This is a genomic window from Dankookia rubra (assembly GCF_004355005.1).
In the GTDB taxonomy this organism is placed as follows: Bacteria; Pseudomonadota; Alphaproteobacteria; order Acetobacterales; family Acetobacteraceae; genus Paracraurococcus; species Paracraurococcus ruber_A.
The window spans coordinates 1-22815 of the sequence record NZ_SMSJ01000058.1; the positions used below are offsets into that span (position 1 = coordinate 1).

The following is a 22815-nucleotide window of genomic DNA, read 5'->3' on the forward strand; positions in this document are numbered from 1 at the left end:
AGCCGCCGGCCGGCCGCGGCGCCGGCCGCACGCCGCCGCCGCCCGGCTCGCCGGCGACCACGCCGCTCGGCCCGATCGACACCATCGCCCGCCAGGCGCTGATCATCGACTACGACACCGAGGCGGTGCTGCTCGAGAAGAACGCCGACGAGCGGATGCCGCCGTCCTCGATGTCGAAGCTGATGACGATGTACGTCGTCTTCGACATGCTGCAGAAGGGCCGGCTGAAGCTCGACCAGGAGCTGCCGGTCAGCGAGCGCGCCTGGCGCATGGGCGGCAGCAAGATGTTCGTCCAGATCGGCAACCAGGTGCCGGTCGAGGCGCTGATGCGCGGCGTCATCGTGCAGTCCGGCAACGATGCCTGCGTGGTCTTCGCCGAGGCGATCAGCGGGTCCGAGCAGCAGTTCGCCGAACTGCTGAACCAGAAGGCCAAGGAGATCGGCCTGACCGACAGCAGCTTCCGCAATGCGACGGGCTGGCCCGACCCTGAGCACCGGATGACCTGCCGCGACCTGGCCCGGCTGGCGAAGCGACTGATCGCCGACTTCCCCGAATACTACAGGGTCTACAACGAGCGCAGCTTCACCTGGAACGGCATCAGCCAGGACAACCGCAACCCTTCCCTGGCCCGTGTCCCCGGTGCCGACGGCCTGAAGACCGGCCATACCGAGGAGGCCGGCTACGGCTTGACTGCCAGCGCCAAGCGCGGCGACCGTCGCCTCATCCTCGTCTTCAACGGCCTGCCCAGCATGAAGGCGCGGGGCGAGGAGAGCGAGCGGCTGCTGGAATGGGGCTTCCGTGAATTCGAGAACGTGGTGCTGTTCAAGGCGGCAGACGTGGTCGAGGAGGTGCCGGTGCATCTCGGCAACCGCCGCACCGTGCCGCTGGTCGGCGGCCGCGACATGGTGGTGACCCTGCCGCGCAGCTGGCGCAACAAGCTGCAGGCCAAGCTGCAGTACGACACCCCGGTCCAGGCGCCGGTGCTGAAGGGCCAGGAGCTCGGCAAGCTGCTGGTCTCCGGCCAGGGCGTGCCCAACCTGCAGCTGCCGCTGCTCGCCGGGGCGGATGTCGAGCGGCTCGGCCTGCTGCCGCGGATCCCGGCGGTCATCGGCTCCTGGTTCGCGGGCAGCTGAGGATGCGCGGCCGCTTCATCACGCTGGAAGGTGGTGAGGGGGCGGGCAAGTCCACCCAGGCGCGGCTGCTGGAAAGCGCGCTGGTGGCCGCCGGGCACCGCGTGGTCCGCACGCGGGAGCCGGGCGGTGCCGCGGGTGCCGAGGCGATCCGCGGCGTGCTGCTGGGGCAGGGGCCCTGGGACGCGGTGGCGGAGTGCATGCTGCATTTCGCCGCGCGCCGCGAGCATGTGGTGCGGACCATCCGACCGGCACTGGAAGCCGGTGCCTGGGTCATCTCCGACCGCTTCGCCGACAGCACCATGGCCTACCAGGTCTTCGGCCAGGGCGTGTCGCGCGGGGTCTTCGATGGGCTGGCGGCGGTGGCGCTGGAAGGGCTCACGCCGGACCTGACCCTGGTGCTTGACATCGGCCCGGGGGAGGGGCTGGCCCGCGCCGCCGCCCGCGGCGAGACCAACCGCTACGAGGCGCTGGACGCGGATTTCCACGAGCGCGTCCGCGCCGGCTTCCGCGCCATTGCGGCCGCCGAGCCGGCCCGTTGCGCCGTCGTGGACGCGACCGCGGCGCCGGAGGGCGTGGCGGCGGAGATCCTGCGGTTGGTGCGGGCCCGGCTCGGAGCATGACCCCGGGCCAGGCGGCGCTTGGCGAGGTCGGGCCGCAGGCCGGCGTGATTCGACTGCCGGCAGCCTGCCGCCCGAAAGGGTTGATCCCCAGGCAGCTGCCGTTCCCGCCGGCTGGTACATGGCCTAACCTGCCGGGGTGAGTCCCCCTCCCGAACCCCGCGCCAATCCCGACCTGATCGGCCATGACGATGCCGCCCGCACGCTCGAGGAAGCGGCGCGTTCCGGCAAGCTGCACCATGCCTGGCTGATCGCCGGGCCACCCGGTGTCGGCAAGGCGACGCTCGCCTATCGTTTCGCCCGCTTCCTGCTGGCCGGGATGCCGCCCGCCGTGCCCGGCCGGCCGCCGCTCGAGGTCGCCGAGGACGAGCCCGCCTTCCGCCGTGTCGCGTCCGGCGCGCATGCCGATCTTTTCACCCTGGCCCCCAGCCTGGGCAGCAAGGGGGGAACAAAGGAGGTGCTGCGGGCCGACGAGGCGCGCGGCGCCCTGCGCTTCATGGCGATGACCGCGGCGGAGGGCGGCTGGCGCGCCCTGGTGGTCGAGGAGCTCGAACGGGTCGACCGCGCCGTGGTCCCCAATATCCTGCTGAAGACGTTGGAAGAGCCGCCGCCCCGCACCGTGCAGCTGCTGGTCACCAGTGCGCCGGACCGGCTGCTGCCCACCATCCGCAGCCGCTGCCGGCGGCTCGACCTCTTCCCGCTGGCGGAGCAGGCAATGCACGGGCTGCTGACCCGGTGGCTGCCGGAGATGTCGGGGCCGGACCGGCTTGGCCTCGCCCGGATCGCCGATGGCTGCCCGGGACAGGCGCTGGCGCTTGCGGAAGGCGAGGGGCTGGTCCTGCAAGGCCTCGTGGAAGCGGTGCTGGCTGAGATGCCGCAGCCCGACCCGCGCCGCCTCCATGCCATGGCCGATACCATCGCCGGGAAGCGCGAAGCCGCCGCGCTGACGCTGTTCCTGACCCTGCTGCGCCGGGCGATCGCCGCCGGCGTGCGCGACGCCGGGCGCGGCGGCCATGCGCCGCCCTGGATCGCCGGGCGTTCGCTTGCCGACTGGTCGACCCTGTGGGACAAGCTCGGCCGCCTGGCCGACGAGACCGAGCGACTGAACCTCGACCGCAAGCAGGCGGTGCTGACCGGCCTCGGCTGGCTGCCGATCCGCTGAGAGACCCAGCGATGTCACGCTTCTACTACACCACGCCGATCTATTACGTGAACGACAGGCCGCATATCGGCCACGCCTATACCTCGCTGGCGACCGACGTGCTGGCCCGCTGGAAGCGGTTGGAAGGGCACGAGGTCTTCTTCCTGACCGGCACCGACGAGCACGGCCAGAAGGTGGAGAAGGCGGCGCAGGATGCCGGGATGGACCCGCAGTCCTTCACCGACCAGGTGAGCCAGAGCTTCCGCCTACTGGCCGAGCGCATGGGCTATTCGCACGACGACTTCATCCGCACGACGGAGCCGCGCCACAAGGCCGCCTGCCAGGCGCTGTGGGAGGAGTTGGTCCGCCGCGACGAGATCTATCTCGGCCACTACGAGGGCTGGTACGCGGTCCGCGACGAGGCCTTCTACGGGCCGGACGAACTCACCGAGCGGGACGGGGTGAAATACGCGCCCTCCGGCGCCCCGGTCGCCTGGGTGAAGGAGCCGTCCTACTTCTTCCGGCTGTCGAAGTGGCAGGACTGGCTGCTGCGCTACTACGAGGAGAACCCGGGCTTCATCGCCCCGGCCTCGCGCCGGAACGAGGTGATCAGCTTCGTCAAGTCGGGGTTGCAGGACCTCTCGATCAGTCGCACCAGCTTCACCTGGGGCATCGCGGTGCCGGGCGACCCGGCGCACGTGATGTATGTCTGGCTCGATGCGCTGGCCAACTACATCACCGCGGCGGGATACCCGGACGCCGGCGCCGCACGCTGGCGGTTCTGGCCGGCCGACGTGCATTTCGTCGGCAAGGACATCGTCCGCTTCCACGCCATCTACTGGCCGGCCTTCCTTGCCGCGGCCGGGATCGCCCCGCCGAAGCGCGTCTTCGCGCATGGCTGGTGGACGATCGAGGGGCAGAAGATGTCGAAGTCGCTCGGCAACGCCATCGACCCGCTGGTGCTGATCGAGCAGTACGGGCTCGACCCGCTGCGCTACTTCCTGCTGCGCGAGGTGCCCTTCGGCAACGACGGCGACTTCGCCCGCGCCGCGCTGATCGGCCGCAACAACGGCGAGCTGGCGGATACGCTTGGAAACCTGGCGAACCGGACCCTGTCGCTGATCCAGCGGAACTGCGAGGGCAAGCTGCCCGCCGAGGCCGCGGGCAGCGAGGCCGATGCCGAGCTGCTCGCCGGGCTGGCGGCGCTGCCGAAGACGGTCGCGGCGCATCTCGAGGCGCAGGAATTCCACCTGGCCCTGGAGGCCATCATGGCCCAGGCCCGGGCGGCGAATGGCTACATCACCGTGCAGGCGCCCTGGGCACTGAAGAAGACCGACCTCGCGCGCATGGGCGTGGTGCTGCGGCACCTGCATACCGCGCTGCGGGTCTTCGCCACGGTGCTGCAGCCCTTCATGCCGGGCAGCACCGCGGCGATGCTGGACCAGCTCGGCGTGCCGGAGCAGGCGAGGGGCCTCGCCGACCTCTCGACCCCGCTGCCCGGGGGCACGGCGCTGCCGCCGCCGGCGCCGCTGTTCCGCAAGATCGAGGACGCCGTCTAGCCCATGCTGGTCGATAGCCATTGCCATCTCGACTACTTCACCGAGGCCGAGATCGAGGACATCGTCGCCCGCGCGCGGGAGGCCGGGGTCGGTCGCATGGTCAGCATCGGCACGCGGGTCGGCCAGGCGGTGCAGGTCAAGGCGCTGGCCGAGCGCTTCCCCGATGTCTGGGGCACCGTCGGCGTCCACCCGCACAATGCCGGCGAGCCGGAGGGCATGCCGACCACGGCGGAGATCGTGGCGTTGGCCGACCACCCGCGGGTCATCGGCATCGGCGAATGCGGGCTCGACTACTTCTACGACAAGTCCCCGCGGGAGGCGCAGCAGGAAGGCTTCCGCCGCCACATTCGGGCGGCGCGGCAGACCGGCCTGCCGGTCTGCATCCATGCCCGTCAGGCCGACGAGGACATCCTTTCCATCCTGCGGGAGGAGACGGCGGCGGGCGGCGCCTTTCCCTTCCTGCTGCACTGCTTCTCCTCCGGCGCCGAGCTCGCCCGTGGCGCGCTGGCGATGGGCGGCTACCTTTCCTTCTCCGGCATCCTGACCTTCCCGAAGTCGCCCGAGATCCGGGCGATCGCCGCCGAGGCGCCGGCCGACCGGATCCTGATCGAGACCGACAGCCCCTACCTCGCGCCCGTGCCGCTGCGCGGCAAGCGCTGCGAGCCTGGCTACGTCGCGCATACCGCCAAGGTCCTGGCCGAAACCCGGGGTCTTGGCATTGCCGAGGCGGAAGCCCTGACCACGACGAATTTCCTCCGGCTCTTCCCGAAAGCGGCCTGAGCCTTGCTGCGCGTCACCATCCTCGGCTGCGGCGGCTCCGGCGGCGTGCCGCTGCTGGGCGGTCGGGACGGGGGCGGGGAATGGGGGGATTGCGACCCCGCCGAGCCACGCAACCGCCGTACCCGCACCGCAGCGATGATCGAGGGCCCCGGTCCCGACGGGACGTCGGGCGGCCGGCTGCTGGTCGATGCCGGTCCCGACCTGCGGCAGCAACTGCTCGCCTGCCGGATCGCCACCTTCGACTCGGTGGTCTTCACCCATGCCCATGCGGACCACATCCTGGGCATCGACGACATTCGCCAGGTCAACCGGACCCTTGGCCGGGCGATCGACGCCTGGGGGACCCGGACCACGCTGCAGAAGTTGGACGACCGGTTCGACTATGCCTTCATCGGCCCGACCGAGTTCTTCTTTCGTCCCGCGCTGGAACCGCGACGGATCGCGTTCGGCGAACGTTTCGAGACCGCAGGTCTGTCGGTCGAGGTCTTCCGCCAGGACCATGGCGTGATGGACACGCTGGGGCTGCGGGTCGGCAGGTTTGCCTACTCGACGGATGTGGTGAACCTGCCGGAGGAAAGCCTCGCGGCGCTGCAGGGCCTCGATACCTGGGTGGTCGGCTGCTTCCAGCACCGGCCGCATCATGTCCATGCCAACCTGGACCGGGTTCTGGACTGGGTGACCCAACTGCGACCGCGGCGGACGGTGCTGACGCATATGGGCCCGGCGATGGATTACCGCAGCCTGCTGCGCGACCTGCCGCCGGGAGTCGAGCCCGGCTTCGACGGCATGGTGCTGGAAATACCGGACATCCGAGGCCTGTAACACCGTGCAGCAAGACCTGAGTTCCGCTGCGCCGCTGCCTGCGCCAGGGTGGCGACGGGCCGGGGGGCCCGAAGGGGACCGCATCCATCGATGAGGCCGGCGGTGACGCCGGGAGGAGCCCGCGCCATCCACAGGCGCGAACAGGCTTTCCCCTGACTTCTCCACAGACTCTTATTTTCCATAATATATCTTATGCGGCACGCAGGTATTGTGGATGACGCGTACAAGGATAGGTCTCTCGCCCGCCCCGGCGACTCCTGCTGCCCTCCTGCTCCGGACGGCTACGGACCCGCCCCTTGCCAGCCTGACGTAGCTCTGCTGTTGCGCCGCACCGCCGGAGAACCACCCGATGCCCGATACCCCACCACCTGATCCCGAAGCCGCGCTGGCCCGCCTGCTGGATACCATGGCCCGCCTGCGCGACCCGGTCGGCGGCTGCCCCTGGGACCAGGTGCAAAGCTTCGAGACAATCGCTCCCTACACCATCGAGGAAGCTTACGAGGTCGCCGACGCCATCCGCCGTGGCGACCGCGCCGCGCTGCTGGACGAACTCGGCGACCTGTTGTTTCAGGTCGTCTACCACGCGCGGATCGCCGAGGAGGAAGGAAGTTTTTCCTTCAACGATGTTGCGGAAAATATTCACAGGAAAATGGTCTCTCGACATCCACATGTCTTTGGAAGCGCAACGGCGCGCGATGCCGCTGCACAGACCGCGGCCTGGGAGGTGCAGAAGGCGGCCGAGCGCGCCGCCCGCGCTGAGACCGGGACGCTGGCCGGCATCCCGGACGGCCTCCCGGCCCTGACACGGGCCAACAAGCTGACCCGCCGCGCCGCAAGGGTCGGTTTCGACTGGCCGGAGCCCGCCGCGGTGCTCGACAAGCTGGAGGAAGAAGCGGCCGAGCTGCGCGCCGAGCTGCCCGAGGCCGATCCGGTTCGGCTGGCAGACGAAGTCGGCGACCTGCTCTTCGTCCTGGCCAACCTGGCCCGCAAGCTCGATCTCGACCCGGAAGAATGCCTGCGCGGCGCGAATGCCAAGTTTGAGCGGCGCTTTACCGCAGTGGAAGCGCAGCTGGCGGCGCGGGGTCTGGCGCCGAACGATGCCGGACTGGAGGCCATGGAGGCGGAGTGGCAGGCGGTGAAGCGGGCGGAAAGAGGCGCTTCGCCCGAGTGAGCGGTGCAGAGTAAAACGATTTACATCCACTTCGAGCGCGCGAAGCCCGCCGACTTCTACCGCTCCGCAGAAGAAAACTATTCACACAGCAAAGGAAAATGTTTTACAATTTGTCGGCAGGCTCTGATTTTATGGCGGAGTGCGAGAACAAACGCGATCAAAAAAGGAACTTGAGTGCCGTTGCACGGAGCAATCGGGGCGGTCCGCTTGCCGCCCCCTGCCCGCCCCTCAGTTCTGGCTCGGGGTGCCCGCCCGTATCCGCACCGTCTCGGGCAAGGGGATGTACTCCTTGTCGTCGGTCGGGACCCGGGCGAAGCGCTGGGCCCGCCAGTCCGCCTTGGCCTGTTCGATCCGCTCGCGCGAGGAACTCACGAAGTTCCAGAAAACGTAGCGCGGCCCGTCCATCGCCGCCCCGCCCAGCAGCAGCAGCCGGGCACCCTCGGGGCCCGCGGTCAGCGCCAGCCCGTCGCCGGCGCGGAAGACCAGCATGCGGCCGGGCTCGAAGCTGTCGCCGCCGATCGACACGCTGCCCCGCAGCACATAGGCGGCGCGTTCCTCGTGCCGGTCCGGCAGCGGCACCCGGGCGCCCGGGGCCAGCACCGCATCGGCGTAGAAGAGCGGCGAAGCGGTGGCGACCGGCGCCCGCATTCCCCAGCCCTCCCCGGCGATCAGCCGGAGCGTGAGCCCGCCTTCCTCGGCCAGCGGCAGCGTCGCGGCCGGATGGTGATGGAAGGCCGGCGCCGTTTCCTCGGCGGATTTCGGCAGTGCCACCCAGGATTGGATGCCGGACATGGTCCGGGTGGTCAGCCGGTCCTCGGCGCTGCTGCGCTCGGAATGGGTGATGCCGCGACCCGCGGTCATCCAGTTCACGTCGCCCGGCAGGATCGGCTGGTCGGAGCCGAGGCTGTCGCGGTGCTGGATCGAGCCCTGGAACAGGTAGGTGACGGTCGAGAGGCCGATATGCGGGTGCGGCCGGACATCCAGCCCCTGCCCCGCCAGGAACTCCCCCGGCCCCATCTGGTCGAAGAAGATGAAGGGCCCGACCAGCATGCGCTCCTGCGCCGGCAGGGCGCGGCGGACCTCGAAGCCGCCCACGTCATGCGCCCGGGGGATGATGACGAGTTCGACGTCCTTCGGGGGTTCTGCGGCGGGTTGCCAGCTCATCGGCGTGGTTCCTGTCCTGGAACCACGGCATATGGGTGGGGACCCAGCCTGCGGCGAGGCGGTATCCTGCCCGCCTGGAAAGGCCGGGGGAGAAGGTATTCTCCCCCGGTCCTCCTCATCTATTTTTCCAAGTCTGGCACTCGCTGCGTTTCGGCTGCCGACTCCCAAAAAGGAAGGGTCGGGTTTGCGGAGGGAATACGTTTCCCTCCCCAACCCTGCCTTCCCATCGCCCCCGGGCGCTCAGCTCGCGGTCAGCGACTTCCAATCGACGCCGCTCTCGAAGGCCGCCGCGGCACGGTAGATCCTGCCCTCGTCGTACATCTTCCCGGTCAGCATCAGCCCCACCGGCAGCCCGTCCGCCAGGCCGCAGGGGATGCTCATCGAGGGGTGGTGGGTGCAGTCGAAGGGCGCCGTATTGGGCAGCACCTCGAAGGCCTTCTGGATGATCTCGGTGGTCGAGGCGCCTGGCGCGGGCAGCTTGGTCGCTGCCATGGGCAGGGTCGGCATCGCCAGCAGGTCGTACTGCGCCAGCACGTCGTCATAGGCCTTCCGCAACCGGCGGACCAGGTTCTGCGCCTTGGCGTAGTAGTGCCCGCGATGCCGGGTGACCATGTAGTGGCCGAGCAGCATGGTGTTCTTCAGCGTCTCGGACAGCTCGTCCGCCCGGCCGCGCCAGGCACTATGGGCATCGAGCAGGGAGTTCACGTAGAGCCCCTGCCAGTTGAAGCCGAAGCCGTTGCCATGCATCATCTGCACCGTGGCGCCCTCGGCCGCGACGGGCAGCCAGATGGCCGCACCCAGCGCATGCAGCGGGATCGAGACCTCCTCGACCACGGCACCGAGCCCGCGCAGCCGGTCGGCGGCCTCGCGCACCAGGACATCGTTCGCCTCCTGCGATTGCGGGTGGCCGAAGCCCTCCTTCACCAGGGCGATCCGCATCCCCTTGATGCCCCCGCCCATCTGGTCGCGATAGGCCGGCACCGGCGCGGTGCTGTACTGCCGCGGGTCGAGCCCGTCGGGGCCGGCCAGCACCTCCAGCAGCAGCGCGTTATCCTCGACCGTCGCGGTCATCGGCCCGGTATGGTCAAGGGTCAGCTCGATCGGCATGATGCCGGAATAGGGCACCAGACCATGCGTCGGCTTCATGCCGTAGATGCCGCAGAAGGAGGACGGCATGCGGATCGACCCGCCCTGGTCGCCGCCGAGGGCCATCGGCACCTCGCCCGCCGCCACCACCGCGCCGCTGCCGGAGGACGACCCGCCGGCGGAATAGCCCATGCGATGCGGATTGTGGACCGGCGCCGGCGCGCTGGTATGGCTGCCGCCGGAGAAGCAGAAATACTCGCAGACCGTCTTGCCGACGATGGTGCCGCCAGCATCGAGGATGCGGGTCACGACCGTCGCATCCAGGTCGGGCACATAGCCCTCCAGCGTCGAGGCGCCGTTCATCATCGGCACGCCGGCGACGCAGATATTGTCCTTCACCGCGACCTTCTTGCCCCTGAGCTTGCCGGTCGGGGCGCCCTCGATCGTGCTCTTCACGTACCAGGCGTTGTAGGGGTTGTCGGCGCCCGCGGGGCGGCGGCCGGGGGTGCGCGGCCACTTCACCTCCGGCAGCTCGTCGGTCATCTGGTCGACGATGTTGTAGGCGGCGATGCCGCCCTCCAGGCAGGCGCGGTGCTGCGCCAGCTCGTCGTCCGACATGGTCATGCCAAGCTCGCCGGCGACCTTGCGCAGCTCATCCGTGGTCGGCAGCCTCAGGGTTCCCAGGGGCATGGTCGTCCTCTCCGATGGTCAGGCGTGCGTGCCGACGAACTCCTGCACCAGGGCAGGGTCGGCCAGCGCGGCCGGGGGCATTTCCCGCGTGATCCGGCCGCGCTGGATCAGCAGGATGCGGTCCGAGAGCGCCTGGATGAAATCCAGGTTCTGCTCGACCAACAAAACCGACAGGCCCCGGCGGCGGAGGCCATGGATGCGCTCCACCATGGCTTCGACGATCGAGGGCTGGATGCCCTCGGTCGGCTCGTCCAGCAGCAGCAGCCGCGGCCTGCCGCAAAGCGCGCGGGCGAGCGAGAGCAGCTGCTGCTCGCCGCCCGAGAGCGCGCCGCCCGGCCGTTCCAGCAGCCGCTTGAGCTCGGGGAACCCGTCGAGGATCTCCTCGAGGATAGCCGCCTCGGCAGTGCCCTTGGCCAGAATGGCGAAGCGCAGGTTGTCCAGCACCGAGAGCGCCGGGAAGATCAGCCGCCCCTGCGGGACATAGCCGAGGCCGAGCCTGGCCCGCGCGTGGGTCGGCAGGCGCTGGATCTCGGTGCCGTCCAGGGTGATGCGGCCCGCCCTGGCCGGCAGCAGCCCCATGATGGTGCGGAGCAGCGTGGTCTTGCCCATGCCGTTGTGGCCGAGGATGCCGACGCAGCTCCCCTCGCCCACCGTGAGGTCGGCGCCGTGCAGCACGCCGATGCGGCCATAGCCGGAGACCAGGCCCCCTACGTCCAGCATGGATCCTCCCTCATGCCGGCACCGCCTGCCGCGCCTCGGGCGGGCGGCCAAGATAGACGTCGTGCACCCGCGGATCGGAGAGCACCACCGGGGCGGTGTCCTCGACCAGCACCCGGCCCTGGTGGAGGACGGTGACGGTCTCGGCGATGGCCCGGATGAACTGCATGTCGTGCTCAACGACGACGATGGCGTGGTCGCGGCTCATCTCCCGGATCAACGCCGCGGTGCCGGCGGTCTCCTCGGCGCTCATGCCGGCAGTGGGCTCGTCGAGGATGATGAGGTCGGGCTCCGGCGCCACCACGGTGGCGAGCTCGACCAGCTGGCGCTGGCCATGCGCCAGCAGCCCGACGGTCGCCCCGGCGAGGTCGGCGATGCCGAGCCGGTCGAGCGCGGCGAGCGCCCGGCGCCGGGCCTCCCGCTCGCCATGCAGCCGGCGGACGCCGAGTGCCACGCCTTCCAGCGCCGTCAGCCCGTCGAAGAGCGAGGGCACCTGGGTCTTGATGCCGATGCCAAGCCGGGCGATCGCGTGCGGCTCCAGGCCCACGATGTCCCGGCCCCGCCACAGCACGCGCCCGGAGGTCGGCCGGTACTGGCCGGTGAGGCAGCGGAAGAAGGTGGACTTGCCCGCGCCGTTCGGGCCGATCAGGCAGCGCAGCTCGCGCTCGCCGATGCTCAATGTCACGCCGTCAACGGCGACGACGCCGCCGAAGCGCATGGTCAGGTTCTCGGTCGCCAGCAGCGCGGTCATGGCGCCTCCCGCCGCCGCAGGAGCCCAGCGAGCGTCGGCTGCAACCCGCGCGGGATGGCGAGCACGGCGACGACCAGGACCAGGCCGAGGATGAGGTTGGGGTTTATGTCGGGCAGCGTGCCGGCCCAGGCGGTCAGCGCCTGCAGCAGCATGGCGCCGACCACCGGCCCGAACAGCGTGCCGACGCCCCCGATCATGACCCAGATGATGATCTGGCCGGAATAGGCCAGGCTGAACATGGTCGGCGAAACGAAAACGCAATTGGCGAACAGCATCCCCGCCAGCCCGGCCATCGCGCCCCCGATGGTGAAGATGCCGAGCTTGTAGAGCCGCACATCGTAGCCGAGGAGGGAGGCGCGCAGCTCGTTCTCCCGGATCGCCACCACCACCCGGCCGAAATGGCTCCGCAGGATCAGCTTGCAGAGCACGTAGCAGCCGGCGAGGCAGGCCAGTGCCACGACGAAGATCTGCTCCGGCGTCAGCGGCGTGCCGGGGTCGCCGGGGACGTTCAGCGGCGGCGTCGCCGGGATGCCGTTGAAGCCGCCGAGCGGCGCGGCACCGATGCGCCATTCCTCGCCCGCGGTGGAGTTGATGAAGTTGAACAGGATCAGCGTCACCGTCAGGGTGATGACGCCCATGTAGACATCGCTGATCCGGCCGTAGAACATGACATAGCCGAGCGCCGCGGCCGCCAGCGTCGGCACCAGCAGCGCGATGGGGATGGCCCAGGTCGTGTCGCCGACGTTCAGCGCGCCGACCGCATAGGCATAGCCGCCGAGGCCGAAGAAGGCGGCCTGGCCGAAGCAGAGAATCCCCCCGAAGCCCCAAACCAGGGCTAGGCTGAGCGCCAGCACCGCCATCGCCGTATAGACGGTGGCGTTGATGATCGAGAAGAGCTCCAGCACCTGAGGCAGCCACCAGGCGGCGACCGCGGCGGCGAAGACGGCAAGGCCCGACTGGAAGGCGGCGCGGCGCCGTTCCATCACAGCGCCCGCCGGAAAAAGCGGCCGGTGATGCCCTGCGGCAGCAGCCGCAGCAGCACGATGGCGACGCCGAGCATCAGCACCTCCCCCAGCACTGGCGTGAAGGCGAAGGTGCCGATGGTATTGACGCTGCCGAGCAGGCCGGCAGCGGTGGCGGTGCCGGCCAGCATCGCCGCCCCCCCGGTGATGACGGTGATGAAGCACTTGGCGATATAGGCGGTGCCCATCGTCGGCACGACGCCGGAGAAGGGCGCCATCAGCGCCCCGGCAAGGCCGGAGACGGCGGCGCCGGCGGCGAAGCTCAGCGCATAGACCCGCTCGGTCGGCACGCCGAGCGCCGCGGCCATGCCGGCATTCTGCATGGTGCCTCGCGCGATCAGCCCGACCGGGGTGAAGCGCAGCACCATCCAGACCGCCAGCAGCAGCACGACGGTCGCGCCGATCAGGAACAGCCCATAGCCCGAGGTGGAATAGGCACCGATCTGCACACTGCCCAGAGGTGCCGAGAAGCCGGCGACGCTATTGCCGAAGGCCATGGTCACCGCACCGATCAGCGCCAGGGAAAGCCCCCAGGTGGCCAGCATGGTGTCCACCATGCGGCCATAGAGGCGGCGGATCACCAGGCGTTCCACCACCGCCCCCAGCAGCCCGACGCAGACAGGCGCCACCACCAGCATCGCCACCCAGAGATTGACCCCGGCCTCGACGGCCAGGATCGCGCTATAGGCGCCGAGCATCAGGAACTCGCCATGCGCGAGGTTGATCACCCGCATCATGCCGAAGACGATGGCGAGGCCGAGGCTGACCAGCAGCAGTGAGGCGATGCCGGTCAGCGCCTGGATGCCGGTGGCGAGGATCGCATCCATCGGGCGTCAGGTCTTGATGTCGACCACGACCTGCTTACTGGCATTGGGCTCCTTCTGCAGGTCGCAGACCGACTGGGTGTCCGACGGCGGCGATTGCGGGAATGTTTCCAGCACCTGGAAGCCCTTGTTCTTCACCTCGGCGATGAAGACGTCGACCGTGGTGTGATGGGTTTTGGGGTCGAGCGTGGTCAGGCCCGGGGGACCGGCGAAGCTGACGCCCGACTCGAGCGCCTCGATCACCTTCATCCGGTCGATGGACTTGGCGCGCCTGACGCCCTCTGCCCACAGGTTCACGCCGACATAGCTGCGCATCGCCAACTCGCCGCCCAGATAGGGCGTGCTGGCGCCGAGCTTCGCCTTGAACTTGGCAAGGAAAGCCTTGTTGGCGGGGGTATCGACTTCCTGGAAGTAGCTGAAGGCGCAGATGATGCCGTCGCCTTCCTCGGGCGAGAGCACCAGGCTCTCGTTGCCGCCCCCAAGCGTGGTGGAGACCATCGGAATGCGCGATTTCATGCCCGCTGCCGCCCATTGCCGGTAGAAGGAAATGTGCGCGCCGCCGACCAGCACCGACATGACGATGTCCGGCTTGGCGGCTTGGATTTTCTGGATGGCCGGGCCGAAGTTGGTGACGTCGAGCGGGAAGAAGTCGAGCCCGACGACCTCGCCGCCATTCTCCCGGGTGAACTTCGTCACCCATTTGCTGGTGATCTGGCCGTAGTTGTAGTCGGCCGCCAGGATATAAACTTTCTTGCCCCACTTCTTCATCACGTGCGGCACCAGGCGGCTGACATTCTGCGCCGGGGTCGAGCCCGTGCAGAAAGCGTTGCGGTCGCAGACGCCGCCCTCGTACTGCGTGTTGTAGAAGTACAGGGTGTTGTAGCGCTTCAGCACGGGCCGGATCGCCTCCCGGCTGGCCGAGGTGATCCCGGCATGCACCACCGCCGCCTTGTCCTTGGTCGCGGCCTGGGTGGCGAACTGGGTGTAGAGCTGGATGTTGGATTGCGGGTCGTAGTTGGTGACCGCGAGCGGCCGGCCGATCAGCCCACCGGCGGCGTTGATCTCCTCCACCGCGAAGTCGAGACAGGCGATCATCGGCTTGCCATAGATGTCGAGCCCGCCCGAAGCATCATGGATGCCGACGACCTTGATCGGGTCGGCGCCCAGCGCGGCATGCTGCATGACCAGCGGCGCGGCGAGGCCACCGGCGGCGAGGAGTGTCCTGCGATGCATCGTGCTTCTCCCTAGAGCTGTACGCCGCGCGTCAGGGCGCCGTCGACCACGAGGTTGGTGCCGGTGATGAAGCTGGCCGCGGGGCTGGCGAGGAAGGCGACGGCATTCGCCACCTCCTCCGGCCGCCCCATCCGCCCCGTCGGGTTCAGCTTCATCGCTTCCGCGAACAGGGCGGGCATGTCGCGCTCGATGCGCGGCCAGATGCCACCTTCAAAATAAGTGTTGCCGGGGGAGACCGCATTGGCCCGGATGCCCTTCGGCGCAAGCTGAAAGGCCAGCCCCTGCGCATAGTGCACCAGCGCCGCCTTGAAGGCGCCATAGGGCCCGGCGGCGAAGTCGATCTCGCGGCCGGAGACGCTCGAGATCAGCACGATCGACCCCGCAGGGGACTTCTCCAGAAGGGGCATCGCCGCGTCGACCAGCACGACGCTGCCCATGACGTCGGTGGCGAAGCCGGCCTTCCAGGACGCCTCCTCGCCGCCGACCGACAGCGCGCTGACATTGCCGACGACGATGTCGATGCCGCCCAGCGCCGCGGCGCTGTCGGCGACCCATTGCCGCAACGCCGGGCTGTCGGCGACGTCGAGCGCCGCGCCGGTCGCGGTCACGCCCTTGGCGCGAAGCGCGGCGACCGTCGCCTCGACCTCCGCCGCGTTGCGGGCGCAGAGGCCGATGCCGCAGCCCTCCGCCGCCAGCAGCTCGACGATAGCGCGGCCGATGCCCTTGGTCCCGCCGGTCACCAGCGCGCGCTTGCCGCTCAGCCCGAGATCCATCGTCCCTGCCCCCAAGCCCGCGTCAAAGGTATGTCTTGGCGAGCATCATGTGCACGCCCTTGTTGCCGTCGACCGTCTGGGTCACGCGAAGATCGCCGATGAGGGAGCACAGCATGTAGGCCTGGTTGCGCGACAGGTTGGTGCGCACGCAGATCTCCCGCACCATCTCCCGCACCGCCTGCTTCGCCGCGTCGTCCAGGTCCTCGTCGAGTCCGATCGAGATAAGGTGCGTCGCCGTTTCGGCGAAGGGCATCTTCAGGTGCAGGTCCTTCCGCACCGTCAGCCGAAAGCGACCAGTCAGGCCGGTTTCCAAGGCGGTGATGCAGACCTCGCCGTCGCCCTGCACGCCATGGCCATCGCCGGCGTAGAACAGCGCTCCCTCGTTAAACACCGGGAGGTAGAGAGTGGTGCCCGGCTTCAGTTCCTTGTTGTCCATGTTGCCGCCGAAGGCACGCGGGACATTGGTGCTGCAGACCCCCCATTCCGGCGGCGGTGCCGTGCCGATGACGCCGAAGAAGGGATCAAGTGGCAGCTCCGTCCCCCAGGGCAGCAGACAGGTCCGGCGGGCGCGGTCGATGCTCGGGTGGATGGTCTCATATTCGGTGAACTCGTCGGGCAGCGTGCCGAGCAGCGGCATGATCGAGACGAAGCCCCAATCCATGTTCGGCTCGGCCGCCAGGATCTCCACCTGCAGCGTGTCGCCACGCTCGGCGCCGCGCACGAAGACGGGCCGGTTGACGAAATGCGCGCCAGGCCCTTGCGGCACACGCTCCACCGCCGCTCGATATACCTCGGGCACCGCAGCCGCGTCCGGCGGGAAGGCCGGCGCGCCGCCGGCGGGCACCGCCTCGATGCTGACGGTGTCGCCGGACTCGATCGTCAGGGCCGGCGGTGTCTTCGCAGAAAGCCCGCCCCAGACCAGCATGTCGGGCGTCGCGGCGATGGTATGTTCGGTGGGCAAGGGCGTCTCCTCCGCTCCGGATACTGCATTCGATCCGCGGCGTGACGCCGCGCGACATGCTCAGCCCGGTGGAGGAATGCGTGCGGACACGCCGCAAGCCTGCCCCCTGAAGGCCGTGCTCGCCGGTACCGCGTATCTCCCGCGCGGATGATGGGTGCATCGCAACGGCAGCGCAAGGGGACCGCGGCGGGCAATGCTTGACCCGGATGCGGCACGGGGCCTTCAATCGCCGCCGAGGGGTTCGTCCAGCAAGAAGGCAGAACGCGATGCACGACACGGTCATCCGCGGCGGCACCATCATCGACGGCACCGGCAGTGCCGGCGTCACCGGCGACATCGCCCTCGACGGCGACCGCATTGCCCAGGTCGGCGGCAAGGCCGGGCCAGGCCGGCGCGAGATCCGCGCCGATGGGCTGCTGGTCACCCCGGGCTGGGTCGATGCCCATACCCACTACGACGGCCAGGCCACCTGGGATCCGATGCTGGCGCCTTCATCCTGGCACGGTGTCACCACCATCCTCTTCGGCAATTGCGGAGTCGGCTTCGCACCCGTGCGCCGCAAGGACCATACGGAGCTCATCGGCCTGATGGAGGCGGTGGAGGAGATTCCCGGCATCGCCCTGGCCGAGGGGCTGAAATGGAACTGGGAGAGCTTTCCCGAATACCTCGACGCGCTCGACGGCATGGCGCGCACCATCGATGTTGCCACGCAGATCCCGCACCACCCGCTGCGGGTCTATGTCATGGGCCAGCGCGCGATCGACCTCGAAGCGGCGACGGCCGAGGACATCGCCACCATGCGGCGGCTGACGGCGGAGGGGCTGCGTGCCGGCGCCTTCGGCTTCACCACATCCCGCACCAACTCCCACAAGACGCTGACCGGCGGCATGGTGCCGAGCCGCTATTCCGAGATCGACGAGCTGCTCGGGATCGGCCGCGCGCTCGGCGATGTCGGCTACGGCGCCTTCGGCATGAACAGCGACTTCGACATCGAGGAGTCGGAGCTCGGCTGGATGACGCAGCTCGGCAAGGAGACCGGCCGCCCCGTCTGGTTCCTGCTGACCGACCGGCCGACCGACGACGAGCGCTGGCGCCGGCTGATCGACGGCGTCAAGGCGGCGCGTGCCCAGGGCGCGCTGGTGACGGCGCAGGTCGCCGGCCGCCCGGTCGGCGTGCTGCTCGGCGTCGATACCGCGCTGAACCCCTTCACGATCCGCCCCAGCTACCAGGCGCTGCTGAAGCTTCCGGTGGCGGAGCGCCTCGCGCGGCTGCGCGACCCCGCGGTGCGCGCCGGGATCCTGGCCGACAAGCCGGACGAGGCGCTGCTGTCGCGCCTCAGCCAGTTCCGCCAGCACATCGTCCGCCGGTGGCATCGCATGTTCAAGCTGGGCGACCCGCCGGACTACGAGCCGCCGGCGAGCGAGAGCATCGCCGCCATCGCCGAGCGGGAAGGCCGTACCCCGGACGAGGTCGCCTACGACTACATGGCGGCCGATCCCGCCAACCTGATCTTCTTCCCCGTCACCGGCTACAACATCGACAACCACGACGTCATCCACACCATGCTGACGGACGAGGCGACGGTGCTCGGCCTCGGCGATGGCGGGGCGCACTGTTCCTCGATCCTCGATGCGGGCGTGCCGACCTGGATGCTGACGCACTGGGCGCGCGACCGGCACCGCGGCGCGCGGCTACCGCTGGAATTCGTGGTGAAGCGTCAGACCTCGGAGACGGCGGATTTCTTCAGCTTTCACGACCGCGGCAGGCTGGCGGTCGGCAAGAAGGCCGATCTCAACATCATCGACTACGAAGGCCTGCGCCTGCACAAGCCGGAGGTCTGGTACGACCTGCCGGCCGGCGGGCGGCGGCTGATGCAACGGGTGGACGGCTATAAGGCCACCTTCGTCTCCGGCGTTCCGGTCTTCGAGGATGGCGTGCATACCGGTGCGCTGCCGGGCAAGCTGGTGCGCGCCGGGCGCTGAAGGTCAGGGAGGGAAAAGCATTCCCTCCCCGAGCCCCGCCCCAGCCTTTCGGGCGTTGGGCGGCGGCTGCCAGCTCCGAGCATCAAATGCGGGGCCTGGGGGAGAGTGCTGTCTCCCCGGCCCTATTCCGCGATCAGCGCCGCGTGCAGCGCATCCCAGCTTGCCCTGTCCGGCGCCACCAGCAGCCCGCCCGTTGTCGCCAGCGGGCCGTACGGGCTGCCGTCGAACCGCGCCGAATAGCCGCCGGCCTCGCGGTGCAGCAGCCAGCCCGGCGCGTGGTCCCAAGGGTAGAGCCGGTTGTAGACCAGCGCGTGCGCATAACCGCCCGCCACCATGCGGTATTCATGCGCGGCACAGCGGAAGCCGACCGTCGCGCGCAGCCGTGACAGCCGCGCCGTCACCCGGCCGCGCAGCGGCTCCGGCATGTAGCCCCAGCTCACCGCCGCAACCATCTCGGCGACCGGCACCGGCGCCGCGACGCGCAGATCGTGCCGGTGCCCGTCCGGAGATTCGATCCAGGCCCCCTCCCCGCGCAACGCCACCGCGGTGTCATCGCCGAGCGGGTCATGGATCCAGGACGCGACGATCTCGCCCCGCACAACCGCCGCCACCATGCAGCCGAACAGCGGCAGGCCAGCGGCGAAGTTGGCGGTGCCATCCACGGGATCGACCACGAAGGCGAGTTCGGCGCCATCGAGTGCCCGCAGCAGCGCAGGGTCGGCCGCTGCCGCTTCCTCCCCAACCACGACGCATTCGGGGAAGCGTGCCCGCAGCCCGGCGGTGATCACCCGCTCGGCGGCCTCGTCGGCATCGGTCACCAGGTCCAGCGGCCCGGACTTGGCCCGCACCGCGCCCGCGCCCAGCCGGCGGAACCGCGGCAGGATCTCCGCCCGCGTCGCCGCGCGCAGCAGCGCCGCGACGTCGGCCGCGGCACGCGCGCCGATCATGCCGGCGATTGCTCGAAGCGGGCGCGATCGGCCGGGCTCAGCCGCACGGTCACCCGCACGTCGCCCTCAGCATCGTCGCGCGCCACCACCTCGCCATGCCGGTACAGCCAGGCCAGTCGGGCGCCGTCGGCCGCCGGGATGGCATAGTCCACCACCTCCAGCCCGGCCGCGAGCCGCGCATCCAGCACCGCCCGCAAATCGTCCAGCCCCTCCCCGGTCAGGGCCGAGACGGCGACGACGCGGCCGTCGGCGCCATTCGCCCCGGGCACCGCGCCGGTGCCGCCGAGCAGGTCCGCCTTGTTCAGCACCTCGACGACGCGGCTCTCCCAGCCCTCGTCGAGCGCGGGGTGCGGCCCGCTGGCGAGTTCCCGCAGCACGCCGAGCACGTCGTTGCGCTGCGCGCCGGTATCCGGATGCGATACGTCGCGGACATGCAGGATGACGTCGGCCGCGGCCACCTCCTCGAGCGTCGCCCGGAAGGCCTCGACCAGCTGCGTCGGCAGGTCGGAGATGAAGCCGACGGTGTCGGACAGGATGGCGCGCCGCCCGGAGGGCAGCCGGATGCCGCGCATGGTGGGGTCGAGCGTGGCGAAGAGCTGGTCCTGCGCATAGACGCCGGCGCCGGTCAGCGCATTGAACAGCGTGGACTTGCCGGCATTGGTGTAGCCGACCAGCGCGATCACCGGGTAGGGCACGCGTTCGCGGTCGCGCCGGTGCAGGCCGCGGGTGCGGCGGACCTGGTCCAGTTCCTTCTTCAGCTTGACCATGCGGTCGGTGATCAGCCGCCGGTCCAGCTCGATCTGCGATTCGCCAGGGCCGCCGAGAAAGCCGAAGCCGCCGCGCTGCCGTTCAAGGTGGGTCCAGGACCGAACCAGCCTGGTCCGCTGGTAGTCCAGGTGGGCGAGCTCGACCTGCAGCGCACCTTCCTTGGTGCGCGCGCGCTCCCCGAAGATCTCGAGGATCAGGCCGGTGCGGTCGATGACCTTGCACTTCCATTCGCGTTCGAGGTTGCGCTGCTGCACCGGCGACAGCGCGGCATCGACGACCACCAGCCCGACCCGCTGCTCGATGATCTGCTGCCTCACCGAGTCGAGCTGGCCGGACCCGAGCAGCGTGCTGGGCCGGCGCTCGCGCAGCGGCAGCACCGCCTGGTGCACGATGGTCACGCCGATGCTGGCGGCGAGGCCGACGGCCTCCGCCAGGCGTGCCTCCGCGGCGCGCTGCATGCCTTCCGCCGGAGATCCGGCGGCCGGCACGGCGCGCAGCGTCCGTTCATAGGGCAGGATCACCGCGGCCCTGGTCGGGCCCTCGTCCGTCCCGTCGCCGCGGTCGTTCGCCGGCGCGGGCAAGTTGCCCTCATTCGCCCCCGGCAGGTTGGACCTCACGGCTCATCGTCAGGGTATTGCCCTCGCGCGTCACCGCCGCGCCCTCGCGCGCCGCGGCGGCATCGAAGAGCTGGATCGGGGCACCCGGCATGACGGTGCTGATCGCGTGCTTGTAGACAAGCTGGGTATGCCCGTCCCGGCGAAGCAGCACGGAAAAGTTGTCGAACCAGGTGATGATGCCTTGAAGCTTCACGCCGTTGACGAGGAAGATCGTCACGGGAGTCTTGCTCTTGCGAACGTGGTTCAGGAACACGTCCTGTACGTTCTGGGACTTCTCGGCGGCCACGGCGCGGTCCTTCTTGTTCTTGGCAGCCACCTTCGGTGACGGCCCGGCGCGGATTGCACCCATACAGCAGGTGGCATGAACATCCGCTACCGGGACGCCGGTTGCAAGGGATGCTTGCCCTCTGGACGCAGATTTTTGCTGCGTTGCAGCAATTCCAGGAATGCAGGGGGCCGGCACTTGCTACCGATCGGCGAACCAGGCCGCCAATGCGGCGCCATCGGCAAACTCCCGCTCGGGTGCGGCATTGGCGACGCCGCCGTCATGCGCCGCGTCGCCCAGGAGCACCGCGGTGCAGCCCGCCACCCGCGCCGCCTGCATGTCGAGCGCGGTATCCCCCACATACCAGACCTCTGGCCCCGCCGTCAGGCCGAGTGCCGCGAGCGCCATCCGGAAGGGCGCGGGGTCGGGCTTGTCGGCCTCCGCGTCGCCGGCCCCGACCAGGCACCCGAAGTGCCGCGCCCAGCCGAGATGCGCCGCTTCCGCCCGCAGCAGCGGCCCCTGCTTGTTGCTGATGACACCTTGCGGCAGGCCCGCGGCGGCCACCGCCGCGAGCGCCGCCGCAGCCCCGGGCATCGGGGTCAGCACGGCCAGGTGCCGCGCGCGCACCTCGGCGTAGAAGGTGTCGCGGGCCGCTTCCCAGGCAGAACCGAACATCTCCGGGAAGGTCTCCCGCAGCGAGCGACGGACCCGGCCGCGCACCTCGTCGAGCGTCCATTCCGCCAAGCCATGGGCGCGGAAGGCGGCGTTCAGCCCGGCAGCAATGGCCGCCCAGCCATCGACCAGCGTGTTGTCCCAGTCCCAGAGAACGGCGCGCGGTGCGACGACCGGAGCGCTGCCATGCCCAAAGGCCTGGACCGGCCCGCCCTCGCGTTCACGCTGCATTATGTAGGTCGCCTTTCACGTGCCGGGTGAAGATCTCGAACAGCCGCCGCACCACCGGCCCGACCCGCCCATCGCCGACCGGCGTGCCGTCGATCCGGGTGACCGGCTTCACGAAGGAGGTCGCCGAGGTGAGGAACGCCTCCCGTGCCCGCCGCATATCCTCGAGCGAGAAGTCCCGCTCCTCCCAGCCGATGCCGGCCCCGGCGAGTTCCGCCAGCAGCGCCGCGCGGGTGCAGCCGGGCAGGATCTTCTGGTCCAGGTGGCGGGTGCGAATGACGCCATGCTCGTCGACGATCCAGAAGCTCGTAGCCGCGCCCTCGGTGACCAGGCCCGTCGCCTCGTCGTAGAGGATGGCCTCGATCGCCCCCTGCTCGCGCGCCGCCTGGCGGGCCAGGCAGTTCGGCAGCAGGTTGGTCGACTTGATGTCGCGCCGCGCCCAGCGCAGGTCCGGCAGGGTGATGCAGTCAGCCGCCCAGCGGTCCACGTCGGTCGGGTAGGCGGCGATCCGCTTCACCGTCACCACCAGCGCGGGCGGGACGGGTTGCGCGGGGAAGGCATGGTCGCGCCGCGCCACCCCGCGCGTCACCTGCATGTAGAGCAGCCCCTCCGTCACCCGGTTGCGCCGGCCGACCTCGGCGAGGACGTGGCGCAGGGCGGCGCGGCTCATCGGCATGGGCAGCCGGATCTCCGCCAGGGACCGCTCCAGCCGGTCGAGGTGGCGGACCTCGTCCACGAAGCGGCCGGCATGCAGGTGGACGACCTCGTAGATCCCGTCGCCGAACTGGTAGCCGCGGTCCTCGATATTCACCGCCGCCTCGCGCTGGTCGAGGTAGCGGCCGTTGACATAGGCGATGCGCGACATGGGGGCCCCGGCTGCGGATTGCCGGCG

22 protein-coding genes are annotated in these 22815 nt (G+C 69.8%); 8 read left to right on the top strand and 14 right to left on the bottom strand.

Features of this window, described 5'->3' with window-relative positions; genetic code table 11:
• From E2C06_RS26125 to mazG, 7 genes are all read left to right on the top strand, one after another.
• On the top strand, positions 1-1133 hold a 1133-nt coding region (locus tag E2C06_RS26125; RefSeq protein ID WP_133291525.1), incomplete at its 5' end, for a D-alanyl-D-alanine carboxypeptidase family protein.
• A 2-nt stretch (positions 1134-1135) separates the two neighbouring features.
• Positions 1136-1753 (top strand): dTMP kinase, encoded by a 618-nt coding sequence (gene tmk, locus E2C06_RS26130; RefSeq protein WP_133291526.1) that lies wholly within the window; start codon positions 1136-1138, stop codon positions 1751-1753.
• A gap of 136 nt (positions 1754-1889) precedes the next feature.
• Positions 1890-2912, top strand: coding sequence for a DNA polymerase III subunit delta' (locus E2C06_RS26135; RefSeq protein WP_133291527.1), 1023 nt, complete (start codon positions 1890-1892; stop codon positions 2910-2912).
• An 11-nt stretch (positions 2913-2923) separates the two neighbouring features.
• Entirely contained in the window at positions 2924-4450 is a 1527-nt protein-coding gene (gene metG, locus E2C06_RS26140; RefSeq protein WP_133291528.1) for a methionine--tRNA ligase, read from the top strand.
• A 3-nt stretch (positions 4451-4453) separates the two neighbouring features.
• Positions 4454-5230 (top strand): TatD family hydrolase, encoded by a 777-nt coding sequence (locus E2C06_RS26145; protein ID WP_133291529.1) that lies wholly within the window; start codon positions 4454-4456, stop codon positions 5228-5230.
• A gap of 6 nt (positions 5231-5236) precedes the next feature.
• Positions 5237-6052, top strand: coding sequence for an MBL fold metallo-hydrolase (locus E2C06_RS26150; RefSeq protein WP_165982674.1), 816 nt, complete (start codon positions 5237-5239; stop codon positions 6050-6052).
• A 349-nt stretch (positions 6053-6401) separates the two neighbouring features.
• Positions 6402-7223 carry a nucleoside triphosphate pyrophosphohydrolase gene (gene mazG / locus E2C06_RS26155; RefSeq protein WP_133291530.1) on the top strand — a complete coding sequence of 274 codons (822 nt, stop codon included), beginning with the start codon at positions 6402-6404 and terminating at the stop codon, positions 7221-7223.
• 228 nt (positions 7224-7451) lie between these two features.
• Here mazG and E2C06_RS26160 read toward each other — a convergent pair whose 3' ends face one another.
• From E2C06_RS26160 to E2C06_RS26200, 9 genes are all read right to left on the bottom strand, one after another.
• On the bottom strand, positions 7452-8387 hold the full coding sequence (locus E2C06_RS26160; protein ID WP_133291531.1) for a pirin family protein: 936 nt from the start codon (positions 8385-8387) through the stop codon (positions 7452-7454).
• A 240-nt stretch (positions 8388-8627) separates the two neighbouring features.
• Positions 8628-10163, bottom strand: a complete 1536-nt coding sequence (locus tag E2C06_RS26165) for an amidase (RefSeq protein WP_133291532.1) — start codon at positions 10161-10163, stop codon at positions 8628-8630.
• An 18-nt stretch (positions 10164-10181) separates the two neighbouring features.
• Complete coding sequence (locus tag E2C06_RS38875; RefSeq protein WP_133291533.1) at positions 10182-10883, bottom strand: ABC transporter ATP-binding protein; 702 nt, start codon at positions 10881-10883, stop codon at positions 10182-10184.
• A gap of 10 nt (positions 10884-10893) precedes the next feature.
• Positions 10894-11631, bottom strand: a complete 738-nt coding sequence (locus E2C06_RS26175) for an ABC transporter ATP-binding protein (protein ID WP_133291534.1) — start codon at positions 11629-11631, stop codon at positions 10894-10896.
• A complete protein-coding gene (locus E2C06_RS26180; RefSeq protein WP_133291535.1) occupies positions 11628-12614 on the bottom strand; it encodes a branched-chain amino acid ABC transporter permease in 987 nt (328 codons plus the stop codon). Before E2C06_RS26180 ends, E2C06_RS26175 begins: the two co-directional genes overlap by 4 nt.
• Positions 12614-13480 carry a branched-chain amino acid ABC transporter permease gene (locus tag E2C06_RS26185; RefSeq protein ID WP_133291536.1) on the bottom strand — a complete coding sequence of 289 codons (867 nt, stop codon included), beginning with the start codon at positions 13478-13480 and terminating at the stop codon, positions 12614-12616. The genes E2C06_RS26180 and E2C06_RS26185 overlap by 1 nt, the downstream gene beginning before the upstream one ends.
• 6 nt (positions 13481-13486) lie before the next feature.
• On the bottom strand, positions 13487-14710 hold the full coding sequence (locus E2C06_RS26190) for an urea ABC transporter substrate-binding protein (protein WP_133291537.1): 1224 nt from the start codon (positions 14708-14710) through the stop codon (positions 13487-13489).
• A gap of 11 nt (positions 14711-14721) precedes the next feature.
• A complete protein-coding gene (locus tag E2C06_RS26195) occupies positions 14722-15483 on the bottom strand; it encodes an SDR family NAD(P)-dependent oxidoreductase (protein WP_133291538.1) in 762 nt (253 codons plus the stop codon).
• A gap of 22 nt (positions 15484-15505) precedes the next feature.
• Positions 15506-16444 (bottom strand): acetamidase/formamidase family protein, encoded by a 939-nt coding sequence (locus E2C06_RS26200; protein WP_133291539.1) that lies wholly within the window; start codon positions 16442-16444, stop codon positions 15506-15508.
• A 266-nt stretch (positions 16445-16710) separates the two neighbouring features.
• Here E2C06_RS26200 and E2C06_RS26205 point away from each other — a divergent pair, with 266 nt between their 5' ends.
• Positions 16711-18426 carry an N-acyl-D-amino-acid deacylase family protein gene (locus E2C06_RS26205; protein ID WP_133291540.1) on the top strand — a complete coding sequence of 572 codons (1716 nt, stop codon included), beginning with the start codon at positions 16711-16713 and terminating at the stop codon, positions 18424-18426.
• A gap of 122 nt (positions 18427-18548) precedes the next feature.
• Here the strand turns inward: E2C06_RS26205 and E2C06_RS26210 are convergent, their stop codons facing one another.
• The 5 genes from E2C06_RS26210 to E2C06_RS26230 form a co-directional block, all read right to left on the bottom strand.
• Positions 18549-19373: an inositol monophosphatase family protein gene (locus tag E2C06_RS26210; protein WP_133291541.1), complete on the bottom strand. Its 825-nt coding sequence runs from the start codon at positions 19371-19373 to the stop codon at positions 18549-18551.
• Positions 19370-20722, bottom strand: coding sequence for a GTPase HflX (hflX, locus tag E2C06_RS26215; RefSeq protein WP_370451487.1), 1353 nt, complete (start codon positions 20720-20722; stop codon positions 19370-19372). The genes E2C06_RS26210 and hflX overlap by 4 nt, the downstream gene beginning before the upstream one ends.
• A gap of 7 nt (positions 20723-20729) precedes the next feature.
• Entirely contained in the window at positions 20730-21044 is a 315-nt protein-coding gene (hfq, locus tag E2C06_RS26220) for an RNA chaperone Hfq (RefSeq protein ID WP_133291551.1), read from the bottom strand.
• Positions 21045-21224: 180 nt separating this feature from the next.
• Complete coding sequence (locus tag E2C06_RS26225) at positions 21225-21926, bottom strand: HAD family hydrolase (RefSeq protein WP_133291542.1); 702 nt, start codon at positions 21924-21926, stop codon at positions 21225-21227.
• Positions 21916-22788, bottom strand: a complete 873-nt coding sequence (locus E2C06_RS26230) for a D-amino-acid transaminase (RefSeq protein ID WP_133291543.1) — start codon at positions 22786-22788, stop codon at positions 21916-21918. Before E2C06_RS26230 ends, E2C06_RS26225 begins: the two co-directional genes overlap by 11 nt.
• Between the last annotated feature and the right edge of the window lie 27 nt (positions 22789-22815).

Excerpts from the sequence above, each read along its gene's own strand:
- tmk (WP_133291526.1), top strand. The coding sequence starts at position 1,136 with ATGCGCGGCCGCTTCATCACGCTGGAAGGTGGTGAGGGGGCGGGCAAG.
- metG (WP_133291528.1), top strand. The coding sequence starts at position 2,924 with ATGTCACGCTTCTACTACACCACGCCGATCTATTACGTGAACGACAGG.
- E2C06_RS26145 (WP_133291529.1), top strand. The coding sequence starts at position 4,454 with ATGCTGGTCGATAGCCATTGCCATCTCGACTACTTCACCGAGGCCGAG.
- mazG (WP_133291530.1), top strand. The coding sequence starts at position 6,402 with ATGCCCGATACCCCACCACCTGATCCCGAAGCCGCGCTGGCCCGCCTG.
- E2C06_RS26160 (WP_133291531.1), bottom strand. The coding sequence starts at position 8,387 with ATGAGCTGGCAACCCGCCGCAGAACCCCCGAAGGACGTCGAACTCGTC.
- E2C06_RS26165 (WP_133291532.1), bottom strand. The coding sequence starts at position 10,163 with ATGCCCCTGGGAACCCTGAGGCTGCCGACCACGGATGAGCTGCGCAAG.
- E2C06_RS38875 (WP_133291533.1), bottom strand. The coding sequence starts at position 10,883 with ATGCTGGACGTAGGGGGCCTGGTCTCCGGCTATGGCCGCATCGGCGTG.
- E2C06_RS26175 (WP_133291534.1), bottom strand. The coding sequence starts at position 11,631 with ATGACCGCGCTGCTGGCGACCGAGAACCTGACCATGCGCTTCGGCGGC.
- E2C06_RS26180 (WP_133291535.1), bottom strand. The coding sequence starts at position 12,614 with ATGGAACGGCGCCGCGCCGCCTTCCAGTCGGGCCTTGCCGTCTTCGCC.
- E2C06_RS26185 (WP_133291536.1), bottom strand. The coding sequence starts at position 13,480 with ATGGATGCGATCCTCGCCACCGGCATCCAGGCGCTGACCGGCATCGCC.
- E2C06_RS26190 (WP_133291537.1), bottom strand. The coding sequence starts at position 14,710 with ATGCATCGCAGGACACTCCTCGCCGCCGGTGGCCTCGCCGCGCCGCTG.
- E2C06_RS26195 (WP_133291538.1), bottom strand. The coding sequence starts at position 15,483 with ATGGATCTCGGGCTGAGCGGCAAGCGCGCGCTGGTGACCGGCGGGACC.
- E2C06_RS26205 (WP_133291540.1), top strand. The coding sequence starts at position 16,711 with ATGCACGACACGGTCATCCGCGGCGGCACCATCATCGACGGCACCGGC.
- E2C06_RS26210 (WP_133291541.1), bottom strand. The coding sequence starts at position 19,373 with ATGATCGGCGCGCGTGCCGCGGCCGACGTCGCGGCGCTGCTGCGCGCG.
- E2C06_RS26225 (WP_133291542.1), bottom strand. The coding sequence starts at position 21,926 with ATGCAGCGTGAACGCGAGGGCGGGCCGGTCCAGGCCTTTGGGCATGGC.
- E2C06_RS26230 (WP_133291543.1), bottom strand. The coding sequence starts at position 22,788 with ATGTCGCGCATCGCCTATGTCAACGGCCGCTACCTCGACCAGCGCGAG.